General features: G+C 61.6%; 16 protein-coding genes and 1 pseudogene. 7 read left to right on the forward strand and 10 right to left on the reverse strand.

The genetic code is table 11. The annotated features are described in order from the left end of the window. Window positions 1-61: 61 nt before the first annotated feature. Window positions 62-502 (forward strand): PTS sugar transporter subunit IIA, encoded by a 441-nt coding sequence (locus tag QZ766_RS19885; protein ID WP_297206316.1) that lies wholly within the window; start codon window positions 62-64, stop codon window positions 500-502. A 60-nt stretch (window positions 503-562) separates the two neighbouring features. On the opposite strand, the gene panD is transcribed toward QZ766_RS19885, so the two are convergent. The 9 genes and pseudogenes from panD to thpR all read right to left on the reverse strand — a co-directional run bounded on the left by panD (window position 563) and on the right by thpR (window position 7,541). Then, the gene (gene panD / locus QZ766_RS19890) at window positions 563-943 is read right to left on the reverse strand and encodes an aspartate 1-decarboxylase (protein ID WP_297206318.1); all 381 of its coding nucleotides are present in this window, start codon (window positions 941-943) and stop codon (window positions 563-565) included. A gap of 107 nt (window positions 944-1,050) precedes the next feature. Beyond that, window positions 1,051-1,911: a pantoate--beta-alanine ligase gene (gene panC / locus QZ766_RS19895; protein WP_297206320.1), complete on the reverse strand. Its 861-nt coding sequence runs from the start codon at window positions 1,909-1,911 to the stop codon at window positions 1,051-1,053. A 10-nt stretch (window positions 1,912-1,921) separates the two neighbouring features. Then, window positions 1,922-2,713 carry a 3-methyl-2-oxobutanoate hydroxymethyltransferase gene (gene panB, locus QZ766_RS19900; RefSeq protein ID WP_297206322.1) on the reverse strand — a complete coding sequence of 264 codons (792 nt, stop codon included), beginning with the start codon at window positions 2,711-2,713 and terminating at the stop codon, window positions 1,922-1,924. Window positions 2,714-2,788: 75 nt separating this feature from the next. Then, the gene (gene folK, locus QZ766_RS19905) at window positions 2,789-3,268 is read right to left on the reverse strand and encodes a 2-amino-4-hydroxy-6-hydroxymethyldihydropteridine diphosphokinase (RefSeq protein ID WP_297206324.1); all 480 of its coding nucleotides are present in this window, start codon (window positions 3,266-3,268) and stop codon (window positions 2,789-2,791) included. Further along, window positions 3,265-4,662, reverse strand: a complete 1,398-nt coding sequence (gene pcnB / locus QZ766_RS19910) for a polynucleotide adenylyltransferase PcnB (RefSeq protein WP_297206492.1) — start codon at window positions 4,660-4,662, stop codon at window positions 3,265-3,267. The genes folK and pcnB overlap by 4 nt, the downstream gene beginning before the upstream one ends. A gap of 57 nt (window positions 4,663-4,719) precedes the next feature. Continuing rightward, window positions 4,720-5,599 (reverse strand): annotated as a pseudogene (gene gluQRS / locus QZ766_RS19915) (tRNA glutamyl-Q(34) synthetase GluQRS). 64 nt (window positions 5,600-5,663) lie between these two features. After that, complete coding sequence (dksA, locus tag QZ766_RS19920; RefSeq protein ID WP_297206326.1) at window positions 5,664-6,119, reverse strand: RNA polymerase-binding protein DksA; 456 nt, start codon at window positions 6,117-6,119, stop codon at window positions 5,664-5,666. Between the two features lie 176 nt (window positions 6,120-6,295). Then, window positions 6,296-7,000, reverse strand: coding sequence for a DNA/RNA nuclease SfsA (gene sfsA / locus QZ766_RS19925; protein WP_297206329.1), 705 nt, complete (start codon window positions 6,998-7,000; stop codon window positions 6,296-6,298). Between the two features lie 10 nt (window positions 7,001-7,010). Further along, on the reverse strand, window positions 7,011-7,541 hold the full coding sequence (gene thpR / locus QZ766_RS19930) for an RNA 2',3'-cyclic phosphodiesterase (protein WP_297206332.1): 531 nt from the start codon (window positions 7,539-7,541) through the stop codon (window positions 7,011-7,013). A 72-nt stretch (window positions 7,542-7,613) separates the two neighbouring features. Here thpR and hrpB point away from each other — a divergent pair, with 72 nt between their 5' ends. The 6 genes from hrpB to fhuB all read left to right on the forward strand — a co-directional run bounded on the left by hrpB (window position 7,614) and on the right by fhuB (window position 18,818). Next, complete coding sequence (hrpB, locus tag QZ766_RS19935) at window positions 7,614-10,043, forward strand: ATP-dependent helicase HrpB (RefSeq protein WP_297206335.1); 2,430 nt, start codon at window positions 7,614-7,616, stop codon at window positions 10,041-10,043. Window positions 10,044-10,141: 98 nt separating this feature from the next. Further along, complete coding sequence (mrcB, locus tag QZ766_RS19940; RefSeq protein WP_297206338.1) at window positions 10,142-12,676, forward strand: bifunctional glycosyl transferase/transpeptidase; 2,535 nt, start codon at window positions 10,142-10,144, stop codon at window positions 12,674-12,676. 235 nt (window positions 12,677-12,911) lie between these two features. Further along, on the forward strand, window positions 12,912-15,107 hold the full coding sequence (fhuA, locus tag QZ766_RS19945; RefSeq protein WP_297206341.1) for a ferrichrome porin FhuA: 2,196 nt from the start codon (window positions 12,912-12,914) through the stop codon (window positions 15,105-15,107). A gap of 50 nt (window positions 15,108-15,157) precedes the next feature. Further along, window positions 15,158-15,955 carry a Fe3+-hydroxamate ABC transporter ATP-binding protein FhuC gene (gene fhuC / locus QZ766_RS19950; RefSeq protein WP_297206344.1) on the forward strand — a complete coding sequence of 266 codons (798 nt, stop codon included), beginning with the start codon at window positions 15,158-15,160 and terminating at the stop codon, window positions 15,953-15,955. Continuing rightward, window positions 15,955-16,845: a Fe(3+)-hydroxamate ABC transporter substrate-binding protein FhuD gene (fhuD, locus tag QZ766_RS19955; protein ID WP_297206494.1), complete on the forward strand. Its 891-nt coding sequence runs from the start codon at window positions 15,955-15,957 to the stop codon at window positions 16,843-16,845. The genes fhuC and fhuD overlap by 1 nt, the downstream gene beginning before the upstream one ends. Further along, window positions 16,842-18,818 carry a Fe(3+)-hydroxamate ABC transporter permease FhuB gene (gene fhuB, locus QZ766_RS19960; RefSeq protein WP_297206345.1) on the forward strand — a complete coding sequence of 659 codons (1,977 nt, stop codon included), beginning with the start codon at window positions 16,842-16,844 and terminating at the stop codon, window positions 18,816-18,818. The genes fhuD and fhuB overlap by 4 nt, the downstream gene beginning before the upstream one ends. Window positions 18,819-18,856: 38 nt before the next feature. Here fhuB and hemL read toward each other — a convergent pair whose 3' ends face one another. Next, window positions 18,857-20,137 (reverse strand): glutamate-1-semialdehyde 2,1-aminomutase, encoded by a 1,281-nt coding sequence (gene hemL / locus QZ766_RS19965; RefSeq protein ID WP_297206348.1) that lies wholly within the window; start codon window positions 20,135-20,137, stop codon window positions 18,857-18,859. Between the last annotated feature and the right edge of the window lie 22 nt (window positions 20,138-20,159).

Genomic DNA, 20,159 nt, shown 5'->3' on the forward strand with positions numbered 1-20,159 from the left:
CGAACGCACCTCGCGCGGCTCCCCAACTGGCTACACTGTTTGCCCGTTGAGGAGCCATGCAATGTTGGGTTGGGTTATTGCCTGTCATAACGACAGCGCGCAAGAGTTGTTGGATCGTCTGGAAAAGCAGTTTGGGCCGCAGACCCAGTGCCGGGCTATTAACTTTTGGCAGGGCCTGAGCAGCAACATGCTCAGCCGCATGATGTGTGACGCGCTGCATCAGACTGATTCCGGCGACGGCGTTATCTTCCTCACCGACAAATCTGGCGAAGCGCCTTACCGCACCGCCGCGCTAATGAGCCATAAACACCCCAGCTGCGAAGTTATCTCAGGCATCAGCTATTCGTTACTGGAAAAGATGCTTCCCCTGCGTACCACCCTCGACAGTGCCGCATTTCGCGATGCGGTGATGGCGCTGGGCGAAGAGGGCGTAAGCAGCCTCTGGCACCAGCAGCAGAAAAACCCGCCGTTCGTTTTACTTCACGACCTTTATTCCAGCTAGGCTATTTGTGGGCTGGGGAGGGAGAGCGGCTGGCCGGAAGCCAGCCGCGATGAGAGATTGTCAGGCTACCTGCACCGGGATGGCTTTGGCGGTGCGTTTCATTTCGTTATCCCCTTCGAAATAGGCCACTTTTGGCCGCCACGCCCGCGCTTCTTCATCCGGCATGGTGACGAAGCTTGCGATAATCACAATGTCGCCGACGGCGGCGCAGTGGGCCGCGGCGCCGTTAACGGAGATAATCCGCGAACCGCGCTCGGCGGCGATGGCGTAAGTGGAGAAACGCTTGCCGTTGCTGACGTTCCAGATATCAATCGCTTCGTTTTCGAGGATGCCCGCCGCGTCGAGGAAGTCCTGGTCGATGGCGCAGGAGCCTTCATAATGCAGGTCCGCCTGGGTGACTTTAACGCGGTGGAGTTTGCCCTGCAGCATAGTGCGAATCATAACGTTACCTTTATCGTTCAGGTGTCATACCGGAAGCTCCGGCCTTCGTTAACCCGGCTGACGCTCGCCGCCGGGCGTATACAATCAGCATCCTGCCCGGTGTTAGCCTAATCCTGCGGCGCTAATTCCAACACTTTATTATCAATGAGGCGCGCCTGGCCGAGCCATGCCGCCATCAGAATCACCGCCCGCGGGCTGCTGTCCGTCAGCTCAAGCAGGTTGTCGGCGTCGCGGATCTGAATATCGTCAGCGCGAAAGCCTTTATCGTTCAGCTCCTGCGCGGCGAGAGCAATAATCTCCTCCAGCGCGCGCTCGCCGTTTTGCAGCTTCGCGGCCATGCCGGTCATTACCTTATGCAGGCCGGGGGCAATTTTACGCTGGTCGGCGGTCAGGTAGCCGTTGCGGGAGCTGAGCGCCAGGCCATCTTTCGCCCGCACGATAGGTACGCCGACAATCTCAATATCGTAGCTCATATCGGCCGCCATCTTGCGGATCAGCGCCAGCTGCTGGAAATCTTTCTCGCCGAAGCAGGCAACGTCCGGCTGCACCATATTGAACAGCTTGCTGACGATGGTGGAGACGCCGCGGAAGTGGCCCGGGCGGCTGGCACCTTCCAGCATGGTTGACAGGCCCGGCACGTCCACGAACGTCTGGCCGTCGGTACCCTGCGGATAGATATCCGCCGGGGCCGGGGCGAACACCAGCTCGACTTTGCGTTTGTTTAGCTTTTCGCTGTCTTCCTGCAGGGTGCGCGGATAGCGGGCAAGGTCGTCCGGGCGATCGAACTGCATCGGATTCACGAACACGCTTACTACTACAACATCAGCGCGGGCGCGGGCTTCGTCCACCAGCTTCATATGCCCGTCGTGCAGGTTACCCATTGTCGGCACCAGCGCGATGCGCTTGCCTTCTGAATGCAGGCGGCGGATATGCTGGCGCAGCAGCGGCAGGGTTTCGATTATCAACACAACAAACTCCTTAATGGAAACTGTGTTCTTCGCCCGGATAGGCCCCGGACTCTACTTCGGCAATATACTGCTGTACCGCAGCGCGCATGTCGTTCGCTCCGACGAGGAAGTTTTTAGCAAATTTTGGAATGTGGCCGCCGGTAATGCCGAAGGCGTCGTGCATCACCAGGATCTGTCCGTCGGTGACATTGCCGGCGCCGATGCCGATAACCGGAATACGCAGCGCCTCGGTGATCCGCCGGGCGAGCTCAACCGGAACGCACTCCAGCACCAGCAGCTGGGCGCCGGCGGCTTCAAGCGCCAGGGCATCGTCAAACAGTACCTGGGCCGCGTCGCCGCGTCCCTGAACCTTGTAGCCCCCGAAGACGTTGACCGACTGCGGCGTCAGGCCCAGATGGCCGCAAACCGGCACCGCCCGCTCGGTCAGCATTTTGACCGTCTCCACCAGCCACGCACCGCCTTCAATTTTCACCATGTTGGCACCGGCGCGCATCACTACAGCGGCGTTATCAAACGCCTGCTCCGGCGTTGCGTAAGCCATAAACGGCAGGTCGGCGAGCAGCAGCGCGTTTGGCGCACCGCGGCGCACCGCGCGGGTGTGGTAGGCAATATCCTCAACGGTCACCGGCAGCGTAGAGTCGTGCCCCTGAACCGTCATGCCCAGCGAATCGCCAATCAGCATTACGCTGATGCCCGCGTCGGCAAACAGCTTCGCAAAGCTGAAGTCATAGGCAGTGATGGTGGCGAAGCGCGTTTTTTCCTGTTTGCACTTTTGCAGAAGGGAAATCGTGGTGGGTTTCATCGGAATTCCTGATAGCCAAAGTTGGAACCTGCGGCATTGTATCAGGCGTAATGCCCGGGGCAACGGTTTTAAGGACTACCAGCGGTGGGGTTTTGCGCAGGCAAGAATGTCCAGCCGCTCGCGCAGAGTGGTTCCGTCAGGAAAGCGCAAATAGGGGGCGATCTCCGCCAGCGGCCAGAGCATAAAGCCGCGGTTGTGCATGTCGTAATGGGGCACCGTCAGGCGCGGCGTGTCGATAATCCGATCGCCAAACAGCATCATATCGAGATCCAGCGTGCGCGGGCCCCAGCGCTCTGCCTTACGAACCCGTCCCTGCTGCAGCTCGATACGCTGGGTGTGGTCAAGCAGCGCTTCAGGCTCAAGATCGGTGTCCAGCGCCAGCGCGGCGTTGAGATAATCGGGCTGGTCCTGCGGCCCCAGCGGCGGGGTGCGGTAAAACGATGAAACGGCAGCCGTGCGGCTTTGAGGAATATCGCCGAGTGCGGCAATCGCGGCGTTCACCTGATCGAGCGGCGAAGCCAGATTGCTGCCAATGGCGATATAGACCCTGTTCACGCGCTGCCTTCGCGACGCGGAGTGCGCTTGCGCGGGCGGCGATGGCGGCGGCGGGCGGCAGGTTCGTCGTCCAGGCCGTTGAGCATATCTTTCTGCGCCGGCGGCGCCGCAACCTGAAACTCGCCCCACCACTGGGTAAGACGCTGCAGTTCGCTGTTGTTTTCCACTTCGGCACGCAGCGCCATCAGATCGTAGGCGGCGCGGAATTTCGGATGCTCCATCAGCTTCCAGGCGCGCTTGCCCTGGCGGCGCGACATCCGCAGCTGTAGCTGCCAGATATCACGGATAAGCGTGGTAATGCGCTTCGGAATAGCCAGCGACTTGCAGGCTTCGTCCAGCACGTCGTTCATGGCCAACGCAAAGGCGTCGAGGTAGGCCAGGCCGCTCTCCTGCGCAATCCGCTGGGCCGTTTCCAGCTGCGGATACCAGAACAGGGCGGCAAACAGGAAAGCCGGATTCACGCGCATGTCGTTGTGAATGCGGTTATCGGTATTGCGCAGCACCTGATCGATAATGCGCTCCATCGGACTATCGCCGCTTTCGGTGAAATAGCGGGTGATGGTCGGGAACAGCGGCTGGATCAGGCTATATTCGCACAGCAGCTTCCAGGTCTCATAGCCGTAGCCGGCCTGTAGCAGCTTCAGGGATTCTTCAAACAGGCGCGCCGGCGGTACGTCGTTAATCAGAGTGGCCAGACGCGGGATCGGCTCGGCGCTGTCCGGGCTGATGCGCATGTTCAGCTTGGCCGCAAAGCGCACGGCGCGCAGCATGCGCACCGGATCTTCACGATAGCGGGTTTCCGGATCGCCAATCAGGCGAATCACGCCCTGCTGCAGATCGCGCATGCCGCCGACGTAGTCGCGTACCGTAAAGTCGGCCACGCTGTAGTAAAGGCTGTTGATGGTGAAGTCGCGGCGCTGGGCGTCTTCTTCAATGGAGCCGAAGATGTTATCGCGCAGCAGCATACCGTTCTGGCCGCGCTGGGAGGTGGCGCGATCCGCAGGCGAACCGTCGTGGTGTCCGCGGAAGGTGGCGACTTCAATGATTTCCGGACCGAACATCACGTGGGCCAGGCGGAAGCGGCGGCCAATCAGGCGGCAGTTGCGAAACAGCTTGCGCACCTGCTCCGGCGTGGCGCTGGTGGTCACGTCAAAATCTTTCGGCTTTTTGCCCAGCAGCAGATCGCGCACGCCGCCGCCAACGAGATACGCCTCGTAGCCCGCTTTATTCAGGCGGTAGAGAACCTTGAGCGCATTTTCACTGATATCTTTGCGGGAAATAGCGTGCTGCTCACGCGGAATGACCGTCATTTCAGGTTTTTCATCGACGGTTTCAGCCCCGTTTTCATCACGGGTTAGCACCTTGCGGCAAAAATTAGCGACTCGGGTAAAAATGTTGCACCTCGGTTATCGTATCAGTCGTCGGATTAGAGACAAAAAAATAGCGGCTAATCATAGCTCAGCGCGAGCCGTTTGAGAATGGCGGATTTACAAGCGTCCAGCCAGCCACCGCGTGTTCAAGTAGCGCATCCAGCGTCAAATCCTGCCACTCTTCGGCAACTGCCTGATTCAGAAAGCGCAGGGCACGAACGATTTCCGGGCGCGGATCGCCGGTGGGAAGCGCCGGGGCGTGATTCTGTTTCGACAGTTTATTGCCGTCGGCGTTGAGCGCCAGAGGCAGGTGAATATAGTCCGGCGGCTGCCAGCCGAAGTGCTGATAGAGTGAAATCTGGCGCACGGTAGGCTCGATAAGATCGGCGCCGCGCACGATCTCTGTTACGCCCTGGCTGTGGTCATCCACCACGACCGCCAGGTTGTAGGCGAACAGGCCGTCCCGACGGTGGATGATAAAGTCTTCCCGGGCCAGCTTCTCGTCGGTAGTGATGTCACCGCGCAGGCGATCGTGAAAGCCGAGTACCGGGCGGGTCTGGCGCAGGCGCAGGGCGGCGTTTTCCGGGCCGAGCTGCAGATCGCGGCAATGTCCGTCATACGTGCCGCCAACGCTCTGTATGCGCGCCCGGGTGCAGGTGCAGTAGTAGCACAGGCCCTGCGCTTTCAGCCACGCCAGCCGCTCGCGATAGGCATCGTGGCGACGGGACTGCCACATGACCTCGCCGTCCCAGCGCAGGCCGTAATGTTCCAGCTGGCGCAGAATCGCGTCGGCGGCACCGGGAACTTCACGGGGAGGATCGATATCTTCAATGCGCACCAGCCAGCGGCCGCGGCGCGCGCGGGCCTGCAGATAGCTGCCGAGCGCCGCAATCAGCGAACCGAAGTGCAGCTCGCCGGAGGGAGAAGGCGCGAAGCGCCCGATATAGTCACTGTTTTCCATAATCTAAAAATAAATAAGGCGGGAGAGTGCTCCCGCCTGTGAAAAGTGAATGCTTGCTAAAAAATTAGCCAGCCATCTGTTTTTCGCGAATTTCCGCCAGCGTTTTGCAGTCGATGCACAGATCGGCTGTCGGACGAGCTTCCAGACGGCGAATGCCGATCTCGACGCCGCAGGATTCGCAGTAGCCGAAATCTTCGTCTTCGACCTTCTTCAGCGTTTTTTCGATCTTTTTAATAAGCTTGCGTTCACGATCGCGGTTACGCAGTTCCAGGCTGAACTCTTCTTCCTGGGCGGCTCTGTCTACCGGATCCGGGAAGTTGGCAGCTTCATCCTGCATATGGCTGACTGTACGATCCACTTCATCCCTGAGTTGGTTACGCCACGCTTCAAGAATACGCCTGAAGTGCGCCAGCTGGGCGTCGTTCATATACTCTTCGCCTGGCTTCTCTTGATACGGCTCCACCCCAGCGATGGCGAGAATACTCAGGGACGATGTTTTACGGATTTGCCCTTCTTGCATGTTGCTTCTCCTTAACACGCACTATCGATCCCCGTGTGGGGGAAAAAATCAGGCCGCTATAAATAGCAGATGCTTTTCCGGATAGCAATTATCTAAACGTTACACTTGACAACCCTGTGAGGAACGGCGTATTTGCGCACGCGAACCGTTCAATTGTTACCCGAACAGCCCGCTGTTTATAGCACGATATCCAGCGGTTCCTTCAGCGTTATCCTCTCTGCAGAGAGCGCCGCTTTATAGGCCAGCACCTCTACGCCCTTGTCGTATGCTTCTTTTAATAACTGCGCGTACACAGGATCGATATGGCGCGCGGGTGCAAAACGGGTAATGGCGGAGTGAAGCACCGCAAACAGCAGTACGGCGCGATCGCCATCGGCCGCCACGCTCATCAGCTCGCGCAGATGCTTTTGACCACGAGCGGTAACCGCATCGGGAAAATAGCCCTGATCTTTCTCTGCTAACGTCACTGATTTCACTTCAATATAGCAGTCAGGTCGCCCTTGCGCCTGCAGCATCACGTCGATCCGGCTGCGTTCGGCGCCGTATTTAACTTCACTTCTTAGCTGACTATAACCAGCAAGTTCTGAAATTTGACCTTCGGCGATAGCTTCTTTAGCCAGCGTGTTGGCCCGCAGGGTATTGACGCAGATAAAATCCCCGCCGGCAGTCTCGGTGATCTCCCAGGTGTGGGGATATTTTCGCGTCTTGCTCTCTGAGGTGGAGTACCACACGGTATCGCCCGGCACGGCGCAGCCGGTCATCGCGCCGGTGTTCGGGCAGTGCAGGGTCAGCGCTTCGCCCGACGGGGTGATGACGTCCGCCAGAAAACGCTTGTAGCGCTTAATCAGGCGGGCGGGCTGTAGCGGGGGTGAAAATAGCATGCCAGTTTCCTTATTCGGTAAGCGACCAGTGCTCCAGCTGGACGTAGCGGGTGCGTCCCCGGGCGAAATGTGACTGATATAGCGAAAATCCGCTCACCGGCACTGACCAGCGAAACCCCGGCGGCGGGATCGCCACGGCACTGGCGGCATCGCGCAGCAGAGTAATATGCGGATGGAACGGGCGCGGGCTCTGATAGCAGCCGCTGCGCGCCGCCTGCGCCCGTAACATATTAGCCAGCTGCAGCAGGCCGCGGGGCGGCTGACGCGTGCCGAGCCACACCACCCGCGAGCGCAGCCACTGCCCGGCATCGTCGAGGGTTAAGGTAAAGCCCGGCTGGCGGATGCGCCCGGCCATCGCCGACAGTGCCCGCTGCTTCTCCGGGCTTACCTCGCCGAGGAATGCCAGCGTCAGGTGCAGATTGGCCGCTGCCACAGGGCGGCCAGCGCCGTCGGCGAAGCTTGCCGCGCGCCAGCTTATAATCTGCTGCTGGATCTCATCGGGGAGCGAAAGGGCGAAAAAAAGCTGTTTAGACTCGGACATAACGGAGACTCGGTAATGATTCCGGCCAATGCTACAATGCGAGGCTTCGTAAAGCCATCTCCGGAGCCGTCAGTGTCCTCTTTGCCCGTTGCCGCCATTCTTTCCGACCTTCTTCAGGCGCTGAGCGCCGCGCCGCAGGTGCTGCTTAACGCGCCCACCGGCGCGGGGAAATCCACCTGGCTGCCGCTGCAAATCCTGCAGCACGGCGCGGTTGACGGCAAAATTCTGCTGCTGGAGCCGCGCCGGCTGGCGGCGCGCAACGTGGCCCAGCGGCTGGCGGAGCTGCTCGGCGAGAAGCCCGGCGAAACCGTCGGCTACCGGATGCGCGCTGAAACCTGCGTCGGCAAAAATACCCGCCTGGAGGTGGTGACTGAGGGCATCCTCACCCGGATGCTGCAGCGGGATCCGGAACTTGCCGGCGTTGGGCTGGTGATCCTTGATGAGTTTCACGAACGCAGCCTGCAGGCGGATCTGGCACTGGCGCTGCTGCTCGACGTGCAGCAGGGGCTGCGGGACGACCTCAGGCTGCTTATCATGTCCGCCACGCTGGATAATGTCCGGTTACAGACTTTACTCCCCGACGCGCCGGTGATTGCCTCCGAAGGCAGGGCGTTTCCCGTTGATCGCCGCTATCTCTCTCTTCCCACCCATCAGCGTTTTGATGAAGCGGTGGCAATTGCCACTGCCGATCTGCTGCGCGAAGAATCCGGCTCGCTGCTGCTGTTCCTGCCCGGCGTCGGGGAGATACAGCGGGTGCACGAGCAGCTGGCAACACGGGTTAGTGCCGACGTGGCGCTCTGCCCGCTGTACGGCGCGCTGCCGCTTGCCGAGCAGCGCCGGGCGATCCTTCCGGCCCCGAAGGGCACACGCAAAGTGGTACTGGCCACCAACATCGCCGAGACCAGCCTGACTATCGAAGGCATTCGGCTGGTGGTAGACAGCGCCCAGGAGCGCGTTGCCCGTTTCGATCCGCGGGCTGGCCTGACCCGTCTGGTCACCCAGCGCGTTAGCCAGGCTTCAATGACCCAGCGCGCCGGTCGCGCCGGGCGACTTGAGCCGGGGATCTGTGTGCATCTGCTCGGGAAAGAGCAGGCGGAACGGGCCGCGGCGCAAGGCGAGCCGGAGATCCTGCAAAGCGATCTCTGCGGTCTGCTGCTGGAGCTGCTGCAGTGGGGCTGTCGGGATCCGGCGGAGCTGCGCTGGCTGGACGCACCGCCCGAGGCGAATCTGGCAGCCGCCCGCCGGCTGCTGTCTCAGCTCGGCGCGTTCGACGGCCAGCGCCTGACGGCGTTCGGGCAGAAGATGGCGAGCCTCGGCAACGATCCGCGCCTCGCGGCGGTGCTGGCGGCGGCAGAGACCGCCGATGACCGGGCTACGGCGGCAAAACTGGCCGCTATTCTTGAAGAGCCGCCCCGGCGCGGCAGTGTCGATCTCGGCGTTGCATTCTCCCGCAGCCAGCCCGCCTGGCAGCAGCGGGCGAGGGCGCTGCTTCAGCGGCTCGAGGGCGCGGCGGGACAGCCGGACGCCGGACGCATCGCGCCGCTGCTGGTTCACGGCTTTGCCGACCGCATTGCCCGCCGCCGCGGTCAGGAAGGGCGCTATCAGCTGGCAAACGGCACCGGTGCGGTGCTGGACGCCGACGATGCGCTGGGCCGCCACGAGTGGCTAATTGCCCCGCTGCTGCTGCAGGGCAGCCAGTCGCCGGACGCGCGCATGCTGCTGGCGCTGCCGCTGGATATCGACGCACTCATTGCCGACGCGCCGCAGCTGCTGAGCCAGTCGGACACCGTGGAGTGGGACGAGGCGCAGGGCACGCTCAAAGCCTGGCGCCGCAGCCGCATCGGCCAGCTGACCGTCAAAGTTCAGCCGCTGGCAAAACCCTCCGAAGAGGAGCTGCACCGGGCGATGCTCAACGGCATTCGCGATAAAGGGCTTGGGGTGCTCGGCTGGAACGCAGAAGCCGAACAGCTTCGACTGCGAATCCAGTGCGCCGCACGCTGGCTGCCGGAAGCGGCGTGGCCGGACGTTTCGGATGAAGGGCTGCTGGCGAACCTGGAAAGCTGGCTACTGCCGCAGATGGCGGGGGTTCACTCCCTGAAAGCGCTCAAGGCGCTGAATATTGCTCAGGCTTTGCAGGGGCTGCTGCCCTGGTCATTACGGCAGCGGCTGGATAGTGCGCTGCCCACGCATTACACTGTGCCCACCGGAAGCCGTATTGCGCTACGCTATGATCTTGATAAACCTCCCGTCCTGTCGGTCAGGATGCAGGAGATGTTTGGCGAGGCGGTAACGCCCGCGATTGCCGACGGCCGCGTGGCGCTGTTGCTGGAGCTGCTTTCGCCCGCCCAGCGTCCGCTGCAGATAACGCGCGACTTAAGCGCCTTCTGGGCCGGCACCTATCGCGAGGTGCAAAAAGAGATGAAGGGCCGCTATCCGAAGCACGTCTGGCCCGCCGATCCGGCGAACACCGCGCCGACGCGGCGGACCAAAAAATATTCGTGAGCCGGCACTGCCGGAAATTTTGAGAGATTTCTTCTTCCGCCCGCGGGTGGAGGAGATGAGAATCGGGCGCTTATGCCTGAACATTGCGGAGAGAAAGCATGGCGGGGAATGACCGCGAGCCGATTGGGCGTAAAGGGAAAAAACCTGCCCGTCCGGCGAAGCAAAAAGTAAGCCGTCGTCAACTCGGGGATGACGAGTACGACGACGAGTATGAATACGACGATGAGGATCCGAAGCCCATGTCGCGTAAAGGAAAAGGCAAGGGCGGCAAGCCGCGCCGCAAGCACGGCTGGTTCTGGCTGCTGGTTAAGCTGGGCATCATTTTCGCGGTGCTGATCGCCATTTACGGCGTCTATCTCGATCAAAAGATCCGCCACCGCATTGACGGCAAAGTCTGGCAGCTGCCGGCGGCAGTCTATGGCCGGATGGTCAATCTTGAGCCGGATATGTCCATCAGCAAGAACGAGATGGTGCGCCTGCTGACGGCAACGCAGTATCGCCAGGTGACGGCGATGACCCGCCCGGGAGAGTTTACCGTCCAGGCCCACAGCATCGAGATGATCCGCCGCCCGTTTGATTTTCCGGACAGCAAAGAGGGCCAGGTGCGCGCGCGTCTGACCTTTGACGGCAACAGGCTGGACAGCATCACCAACATGGAAAACAACCGCCAGTTCGGTTTCTTCCGCCTCGATCCGCGCCTGATCACCATGATGTCGTCGCCGAACGGCGAGCAGCGGCTGTTCGTGCCGCGCAGCGGCTTCCCGGACCTGCTGGTGGATACGCTGATTGCCACCGAAGACCGCCACTTCTACGAGCATGACGGCATCAGCTTCTACTCAATGGGGCGCGCGGTGCTGGCTAACCTGATGGCGGGCCGCACGGTGCAGGGAGCAAGTACCCTGACCCAGCAGCTGGTGAAAAACCTGTTCCTCAGCAGCGAACGCTCATACTGGCGCAAGGCTAACGAAGCCTACATGGCGCTGATCGTTGACGGCCGCTACAGCAAGGACCGTATTCTCGAGCTGTACATGAACGAGGTGTATCTCGGCCAGAGCGGCGACAACGAGATCCGCGGCTTCCCGCTGGCGAGCCTGTACTATTTTGGCCGCCCGGTTGAGGAGCTGAGCCTCGATCAGCAGGCGCTGCTGGTCGGCATGGTGAAGGGCGCCTCTATCTATAATCCGTGGCGCAATCCGAAGCTGGCGCTGGAGCGTCGCAACCTGGTTCTGCGCCTGTTGCAGCAGCAGAAGGTTATCGACCAGGAGCTGTACGATATGCTCAGCGCCCGGCCGCTGGGCGTGCAGCCGCGCGGCGGCGTTATCTCTCCGCAGCCTGCCTTTATGCAGATGGTGCGTCAGGAGCTGAACGCCAAGCTTGGCGATAAAGTCAAAGATCTCTCCGGGGTGAAGATTTTCACCACCTTTGACTCCGTGGCGCAGGACGCGGCCGAAAAAGCGGCGACCGAAGGCATTCCGATCCTCAAGAAGCAGCGCAGGCTGAGCGATCTTGAGACGGCGATGGTGATTGTCGATCGCTATACCGGCGAAGTCCGCGCGATGGTGGGCGGCGCCGAGCCGCAGTTCGCCGGCTACAACCGCGCGATGCAGGCGCGCCGCTCGATTGGCTCGCTGGCGAAGCCGGCGACCTACCTGACGGCGCTGAGCCAGCCAAATACCTACCGGCTGAATACCTGGATCGCCGATGCGCCGATCTCGATCCCGGTTCCCGGAGGCAAGTCCTGGTCACCGCAGAACGACGATCACCGCTTCAGTGGCCAGGTAATGCTGGTGGACGCGCTTACGCGCTCGATGAACGTGCCAACGGTAAACCTCGGTCTGGCCCTAGGGCTGCCAGCGGTAACCGATACCTGGCAGAAGCTCGGCGTGCCAAAAGACCAGCTGCACCCGGTTCCGGCGATGCTGCTGGGGGCGCTTAACCTGACGCCGATTGAAGTGGCGCAGGCGTTCCAGACCATCGCCAGCGGCGGCAATCGCGCGACGCTGTCCGCGCTGCGCTCGGTGATTGCCGAAGACGGCACCGTGCTGTACCAGAGTTATCCGCAGGCCGAGCGCGCCGTTCCGGCGCAGGCGGCCTACATGACGCTGTGGACCATGCAGCAGGTGGTTCAGCGCGGCACCGGCCGCCAGCTGGGCGCGAAATATCCGGGTCTGCACCTGGCGGGTAAAACCGGGACCACCAACAACAACGTGGATACCTGGTTTGCCGGTATTGACGGTCGCGAAGTGGCGATCACCTGGGTGGGGCGCGATAACAACCAGCCGACCAAGCTGTATGGTGCCAGCGGTGCGATGTCGATCTACCAGCGCTATCTGGCCAATCAGTCGCCGATCCCGCTGGATCTGACCCCGCCGGAAGATATCGTCAATATGGGCGTGGACGATAACGGCTACTTTGTCTGCGGCGGCGGCGGAATGCGCCAGCTGCCGGTCTGGACCACCAACCCGGACGCGCTCTGCCAGCAGAGCCAGGCGATGCAGCCGCAGAGCGGCAATCCGTTCGATCAGTCGTCGCAGCCTCAGCAGCCGCAACAGCAACAGCAACAGCAGCAGCCGCAAAAAGAGAAAAGCGACGGCGTTGCCGGCTGGATCAAGGATATGTTCGGCGGTAACTAACCGCGAAAGCGCAGCGGGCATTCCGGTTTCGGGATGCCCGTTTTTTTTTGTCTTTGCTTTACTGCGCCGCCTTAAAATTAAACCATTCATTAAAAGTGGTTATTTACTGAACCCTCAGTAAAGTTGGGGATCGCTTGTGCTTGCCATCACAAACCCCCATCGCCTATTATCCGGCAGTCATAATAATTATTCTCGTTTACGTTCTCGTTCAATCCATATCCATTAGAGAAAACCCATGGCGCGTCTCAATCTTGATAAGCCTGGCCGCATGGCCTTGCACAAACTGGCGGTCTTCGTTGCCGCAGCGGCTGGCGGTATGTCCGCTTATGCACACGCAGCAGATAAATCGGCAGAAGAAACTCTGGTAGTGACCTCAGCGGCTCCGCAAGAGAGCGCCTGGGGACCGGCGGCGACCATCGCGGCAAAACGCACTGCCACCGCCACCAAAACCGATACTCCTATCGAGAAAACGCCGCAGTCGATCTCCGTTGTAACGCGCCAGGAAATGGATATGCGCCAGCCGGAAACGGTCAAAGAGGCGCTGAGCTATACGCCAGGGGTCTTCGCCACCCGCGGTAGTTCAAATACCTATGATGTGGTTTCCATTCGCGGATTCACTTCGCCGACCACGGTGAACACTAACCAGTACCTGGACGGCATCAAGCTGCAGGGCAATAACTACTCCGAAGTGTCAATGGATCCCTGGTTCCTCGAGCGCGTGGAGCTGATGCGCGGCCCGGTATCGGTGCTGTACGGCAACAGCAACCCCGGCGGCGTCGTCAGCATGGTCAGCAAGCGCCCGACCACCGAGCCGCTGCGGCTGATCCAGTTTAAGGCCGGCTCCCACAGCCTGTGGCAGACGGGCTTTGACTTTAGCGACGCCATTGACGACGCGGGCGTGTGGTCTTACCGCCTGACCGGCCTCGGCAAGCAGGAGAACGCACAGCAGAATGATGTGAAATCGAAGCGCTACGCCATTGCACCGTCGTTCAGCTGGCGGCCGGATGCCAATACCGATTTTACCTTCCTGAGCAACTTCCAGAGCGATCCGCAGGCCGGCTACTACGGCTGGCTACCGCGCCAAGGCACCGTGGTGCCATACGTGGACGCGAACGGCCACAGCCACAAGCTGCCGAAAGATTTCAACGAAGGCGATCCGGACAACAAGATGGAGCGCCGCCAGCAGATGGTGGGCTACGCGTTTAGCCACGCCTTCAACGATACTTTCACCGTGCGCCAGAACCTACGCTATACGCGGGTGCATACGCTGTATCGCTCGGTATACGGCAACGGCTATATTGCCCCCGCTCAAATTTCGCGCGCGTACGTACGTTCTGACGAAGATTTGGCAGATTTTAACGTCGATACGCAGCTTCAAAGTAAATTCGATACGGGCGCAGTCGAGCATACCCTGCTAACCGGCGTGGATTACATGCGCAGCCGTAATGATGTGGATGCGATGTACGGCTCCGCCGATCCGGTTGATATGACGCACAAACGGCACGGCAGCGCCAATATTATCCCTAATTTCCCTTATCAGGTTCTCAACCGGCTGGAGCAAACCGGGCTATATGCGCAGGACCAGGCCGAATGGGATAAATGGGTGCTGACACTGGGCGGACGTTATGATTTCCTGAAGACCAGCACGTTTAACCGTAGCTCAGATTCCCGTGACTTAAATCGCGATGAAGCCTTTACCTGGCGCGGCGGTTTAAATTACGTATTTGATAACGGTATCGCACCGTATTTCAGCTATAGCGAGTCGTTTGAGCCTAACGGCGGGCGTTCCTACACAGCGAAAACTTTTGACCCATCACGCGGCAAACAGTATGAGGCAGGCGTTAAATATCTGCCGAAAGATATGCCTGTCAGCCTGACCGCATCGGTCTTTCAGATTAAAAAAGACAAGAACCTGACCTCCGATCCTGACCATATTGGCTTTACGTTGCAGGGCGGTAAAATGCGCTCGCGTGGGCTCGAACTGGAGGCTAAAGCGGCGCTAACGGCAGACGTCAATGTTACTGCCGCCTATAGCTATACCGATGTTAAATACACCGAAGATAATACTTACGATCATATGCGCCCTGCCGAAGTACCGCGCAATATGGCATCTCTGTGGGCGGATTACACCTTCCATGAAACTGCACTCAGCGGTCTGACCGTTGGTGCCGGTGGACGCTATGTAGGTTCTTCATCCAGTTTCTACACCACGGGTGAAAAAACCAATAAATCTTTCAGTGTCTCCAGCTACACCGTTGCCGACGCCACCGTGAAATACGATCTGGCGCGCCTCGGCCTGCCGGGCTCGTCGGTCGGGGTTAACGTCAATAACCTGTTTAACCGCAAATACGTCTCCAGCTGCTATCGCGACTATGCGTGCTACTGGGGCGCCGAGCGTCAGATAACGGGAACCGCCACTTTCAGTTTCTAATCGGCTAACGGGCGCGCCCGGCGCGCCCTTTTTTATTACGCTGGACCACTATGCCAGAAACCATTTCCCCCTCAGACACCACCTTCGCCCTGCGCGACACCACCTTTCGCGTGCCGGGCCGCACCCTTTTGCATCCGCTGTCGCTCACCTTTCCGGCCGGCAAAGTTACCGGGCTGATTGGCCACAACGGCTCCGGAAAATCCACGCTGCTGAAAATGCTCGGCCGCCACCAGCCGCCAACGGAGGGCGAGATCCTGCTCGACGCCCAGCCGCTGGCGAGCTGGAGCAGCAAATCCTTTGCCCGCAAGGTTGCCTACCTGCCCCAGCAGCTTCCTCCGGCGGAAGGGATGACCGTGCGCGAGCTGGTGGCGATCGGGCGCTATCCGTGGCACGGCGCGCTGGGGCGCTTCGGCGCGGCGGACAGGGAGAAGGTGGAAGAGGCCATTGCGCTGGTGGGCCTCAAGCCGCTGGCGCACCGGCTGGTGGACAGCCTGTCCGGCGGCGAGCGCCAGCGGGCGTGGATAGCGATGCTGGTGGCGCAGGACAGCCGCTGCCTGCTGCTCGACGAACCCACTTCGGCGCTGGACATCGCCCACCAGGTTGACGTTCTGGCGCTGGTACACCGCCTCAGCCAGCAGCGCGGCCTGACAGTTATCGCGGTGCTGCACGATATCAATATGGCCGCCCGCTACTGTGACTACCTGGTGGCGCTGCGCGGCGGGGAAATGATCGCCCAGGGCACCCCGGAAGCGCTGATGCGCGCCGAGGTTCTTGAAAAGATCTACGGCATTCCGATGGGGATCCTGCCGCATCCGGCAGGCGCGGCCCCGGTAAGTTTTGTACTGTGATGAACGACTTTCCCTCACTCAGCCGCCGCCGCCTTCTGGCGGCAATGGCCTTTTCTCCATTGCTGCTGCCGGTCATGAAAGCCCGGGCAGGCAGCGTCGATCTCAGCCGCATCGTGGCGCTGGAGTGGCTGCCGGTCGAGCTGCTGTTGACGCTGGGCGTGACGCCCTACGGCGTTGCCGATATTCCCAACTACCGGCTGTGGGTTAACCAGCCGGCGCTGCCGGATTCGGTGGTGGACGTCGGGCTGCGCACCGAGCCCAATCTTGAGCTGCTGACCGAGCTTAAACCCTCTTATCTGTTCTGGTCTGCCGGCTACGGTCCGGCGGCGTCGACGCTGGCGCGCATTGCGCCTGGCCGGGGATTTAATTTCAGCGACGGCAGGCAGCCGCTGCAGATGGCGCGCCGCTCGCTGGCGGAGATGGGGCAGCTGCTGGGGCTGGAGGGCAGGGCGCAGCAGCACCTTAGCCAGTTCGACAGCTTTGTGGCGAGCTACAAGCCCCGCTTTGCCGGCCGCGGCGGGCGCCCGCTGCTGCTGATCTCGGTGCTGGATGCCCGCCACGTGCTGGTCTTCGGCCGTAATGGTCTGTTTCAGCCGATCCTCGATGAATACGGCATCGTGAACGCCTGGCAGGGAGAAACCAACTTCTGGGGCAGCGAAGTGGTGGGCATCGACCGGCTCGGGGGCTTCAGAGACGCTGACGTTCTGTGCTTTGAACACGGCAACGATGCCGACGTGCAGGCGCTGACCTCCACGCCGCTGTGGCAGGCGATGCCCTTTGTGCGCCAGCGGCGTCTCCAGTTTGTGCCGGCGGTGTGGTTCTACGGATCAACGCTGTCGGTGATGAACTTTATCCGCATTCTCGACCGCGCGCTGGGAGGTCAGGCATGAGCCACCGCATCGCGCGTTTTCCGGCGTTTCTGCTGCTGGTTCTGGCCGGCGCGGCGTGCTGGCTGAGCTGGCACAACCTCGGGCAGGCGCTGCCGCGCGCCCAGTGGCCGCAGGCGCTTCTCCATCCGGATGTCGACAGCATCCGCCAGATGCTGTTTCACTATAGCCTGCTGCCCCGGCTGGCGATTTCCCTGCTGGTCGGCGCCGGGCTGGGGCTGGCGGGCGTGCTGTTTCAGCAGGTACTGCGCAATCCGCTGGCGGAGCCGACAACCCTCGGCGTTGCGACCGGGGCGCAGCTGGGCATCACCGTAACAACCCTGTGGGCGATCCCCGGCAGCGGGCAGGCCGCGGCGCTGATTGGCGCGTGTCTGGTCGGGCTGCTGGTCTTTGGCGTCTCCTGGGGCAAGCGCCTCTCGCCGGTGACGCTGATCCTGGCGGGGCTGGTAGTGAGTATGTACTGCGGGGCGATAAACCAGCTGCTGGCGCTCTTTTTTCACGATAGCCTGCAGAGCATGTTTTTGTGGAGCAGCGGCACTCTGACCCAGAGCGACTGGCGGGTGGTGCAGCATTTGTGGCCGCAGCTGCTCGGCGGCGCGATGCTGACGCTGGCTCTGCTGCGCCCGCTGACCCTGATGGGGCTGGACGACGGCGTGGCCCGTAATCTCGGCCTGGCGCTCTCGCTGGCCCGGCTGGCGGCGCTGACGCTGGCAATCGTTATCAGCGCGCTGCTGGTCAACGCGGTGGGCATTATCGGTTTTATCGGCCTGTTTGCCCCGCTGCTGGCGAAGCTGCTCGGCGCGCGGCGTCTGCTGGCCCGCCTGCTGCTGGCACCGCTGATCGGCGCGCTGCTGCTGTGGCTGTCAGATCAGATTATCCTCTGGCTCTCCAGCGTGTGGATGGAAGTCTCTACCGGCTCGGTGACCGCGCTGCTCGGCGCGCCGCTGCTGCTGTGGCTGCTGCCGCGCCTGCGCAGCATTAGTGCTCCGGTGATGAACGCCGCCGACAATCCGCGCGCCGAGCGCCAGCGGGTGCTCATCTGGGCGCTGGCCGGGCTGGCGCTGCTGCTGCTGGCGGTCGTTATTGCCCTGTCGCTGGGGCGCGGGGCGCAAGGATGGTACTGGGCCAGCAGCGAGCAGCTGCAGGCGCTGCTGCCGTGGCGCGCTCCGCGCGTGCTGGCGGCGCTGATGGCCGGGATGATGCTGGCGGTAGCGGGCTGCATTATTCAGCGCTTAACCGGAAACCCGATGGCGAGCCCGGAAGTACTGGGGATCTCCTCCGGTGCGGCGTTTGGCGTGGTGCTGATGCTGTTTTTCGTCTCCGGCAATGCGTTCGGCTGGCTGCTGCCGGCCGGCAGCCTGGGCGCGGCGGCGACGCTGCTGGTGATTATGATCGCTGCCGGACGCGGCGGATTTTCGCCGCACCGAATGCTGCTGGCCGGGATGGCGCTCAGTACCGCGTTCACCATGCTGCTGATGCTGCTGCAGGCCAGCGGCGATCCGCGTATGGCGCAGATCCTGACCTGGATCTCCGGTTCGACCTACAGCGCGACCTACCAGCAGGCACTGTACACCGGCGCGGTGATGCTGGTTCTGCTGTTGCTGACCCCGCTGTGCCGCCGCTGGCTGACGGTGCTGCCGCTCGGCGGGGAAACCGCGCGGGCGGTGGGGATGGCGCTAACGCCTTCGCGGATCGGGCTACTGCTGCTGTCTGCCGGGCTGACGGCGGCGGCAACCATGACTATCGGGCCGCTGAGCTTCGTCGGGCTGATGGCGCCGCACATTGCGCGGATGATGGGATTCCGGCGGGCGATGCCGCACATTATCGTGTCGGCGCTGGCGGGGGGGATTTTGCTGGTGCTGGCGGACTGGTGCGGGCGGATGGTGCTGTTTCCCTACCAGATCCCGGCAGGCCTGCTGTCGACCTTTATCGGCGCGCCGTACTTTATCTACCTTCTGCGCAAGCAGAGCCGCTAGACAGGACTGGCCCTCACCGGGAGGTGAGGGCGCTGATTTTAGAGCTGAGCGAATGCTTTACGAGCCGCGTCGATGGTGCGGTTAATGTCCTCTTCGCTGTGCGCCACGGACATAAAGCCTGCCTCAAACGCCGACGGCGCCAGATAGACGCCTTCCTCAAGCATCAGGTGGAAGAAGCGCTTGAAGCGTTCCACGTCGCATTTCACCACGTCCTGATAGCAGGTTACGGTTTTGGCATCGGTAAAGAAAATGCCGAACATGCCGCCCACGTTGTTAACCACCAGCGGGATATTGGCTTCTGCTGCCGCCTCCAGCAGGCCTTCTGCCAGCTGGTTGGTCAGGGCGGTCAGGGTTTCATGCACGCCGGGCTGAGCTACTTCATTCAGGCAGGCAAAACCGGCCGCCATCGCAATCGGGTTACCGGAAAGCGTACCGGCCTGGTATACCGGGCCGGTCGGGGCGATAGCTTCCATCACCTCGCGGCGGCCGCCGAAAGCGCCCACCGGCATGCCGCCGCCGATGATTTTGCCGAGGCAGGTCAGATCGGGAACCACGTTGTAGTAGTCCTGCGCGCCCGCCAGCGCCACGCGGAAGCCGGTCATCACTTCGTCGATGATCAGCAGCGCGCCAAATTCGTCGCACAGGGCGCGCAGACCCTGCAGGAAGCCGGGCTGCGGCGGAATGCAGTTCATGTTGCCCGCTACCGGCTCAACGATGATGCAGGCGATCTCCTGCGGATACTGCTCGAAGGCGGCGCGTACGGAGTCCAGATCGTTATAGGTGCAGGTCAGAGTGTGCTTTGCGAAATCCGCCGGTACGCCCGGGGAGTTCGGCTGGCCGAGGGTCAGCGCCCCGGATCCCGCTTTAACCAGCAGGCAGTCGGCGTGGCCGTGGTAGCAGCCTTCAAACTTGATGATTTTATCCCGGCCGGTAAAACCGCGGGCGAGGCGGATCGCGCTCATGGTCGCTTCGGTCCCGGAGTTCACCATCCGCACCATATCCATGGTCGGCACCAGCTCGGTGACCAGCTCCGCCATTTTTACTTCCATTTCAGTCGGCGCGCCAAAGCTCAGGCCGCGCTCTGCGGCTTCAATCACCGCGTTGCGAATGGCCGGGTGGTTATGCCCCAGCACCATCGGGCCCCACGAGCCCACATAGTCAATATAGGCTTTGCTATCAACGTCATACAGATAAGCGCCGTCGGCGCGCTCGATAAACAGCGGCGTGCCGCCGACGCCGGTAAACGCGCGTACCGGTGAGTTGACGCCGCCGGGGATCAGATTACGGGCGGCGCTGTAGAGATTCTCAGATTTACTCATGGCGAGGTTCCTGGTTCGTTGA

Source organism: uncultured Pluralibacter sp. (assembly GCF_913775985.1).
In the GTDB taxonomy this organism is placed as follows: Bacteria; Pseudomonadota; Gammaproteobacteria; order Enterobacterales; family Enterobacteriaceae; genus Pluralibacter.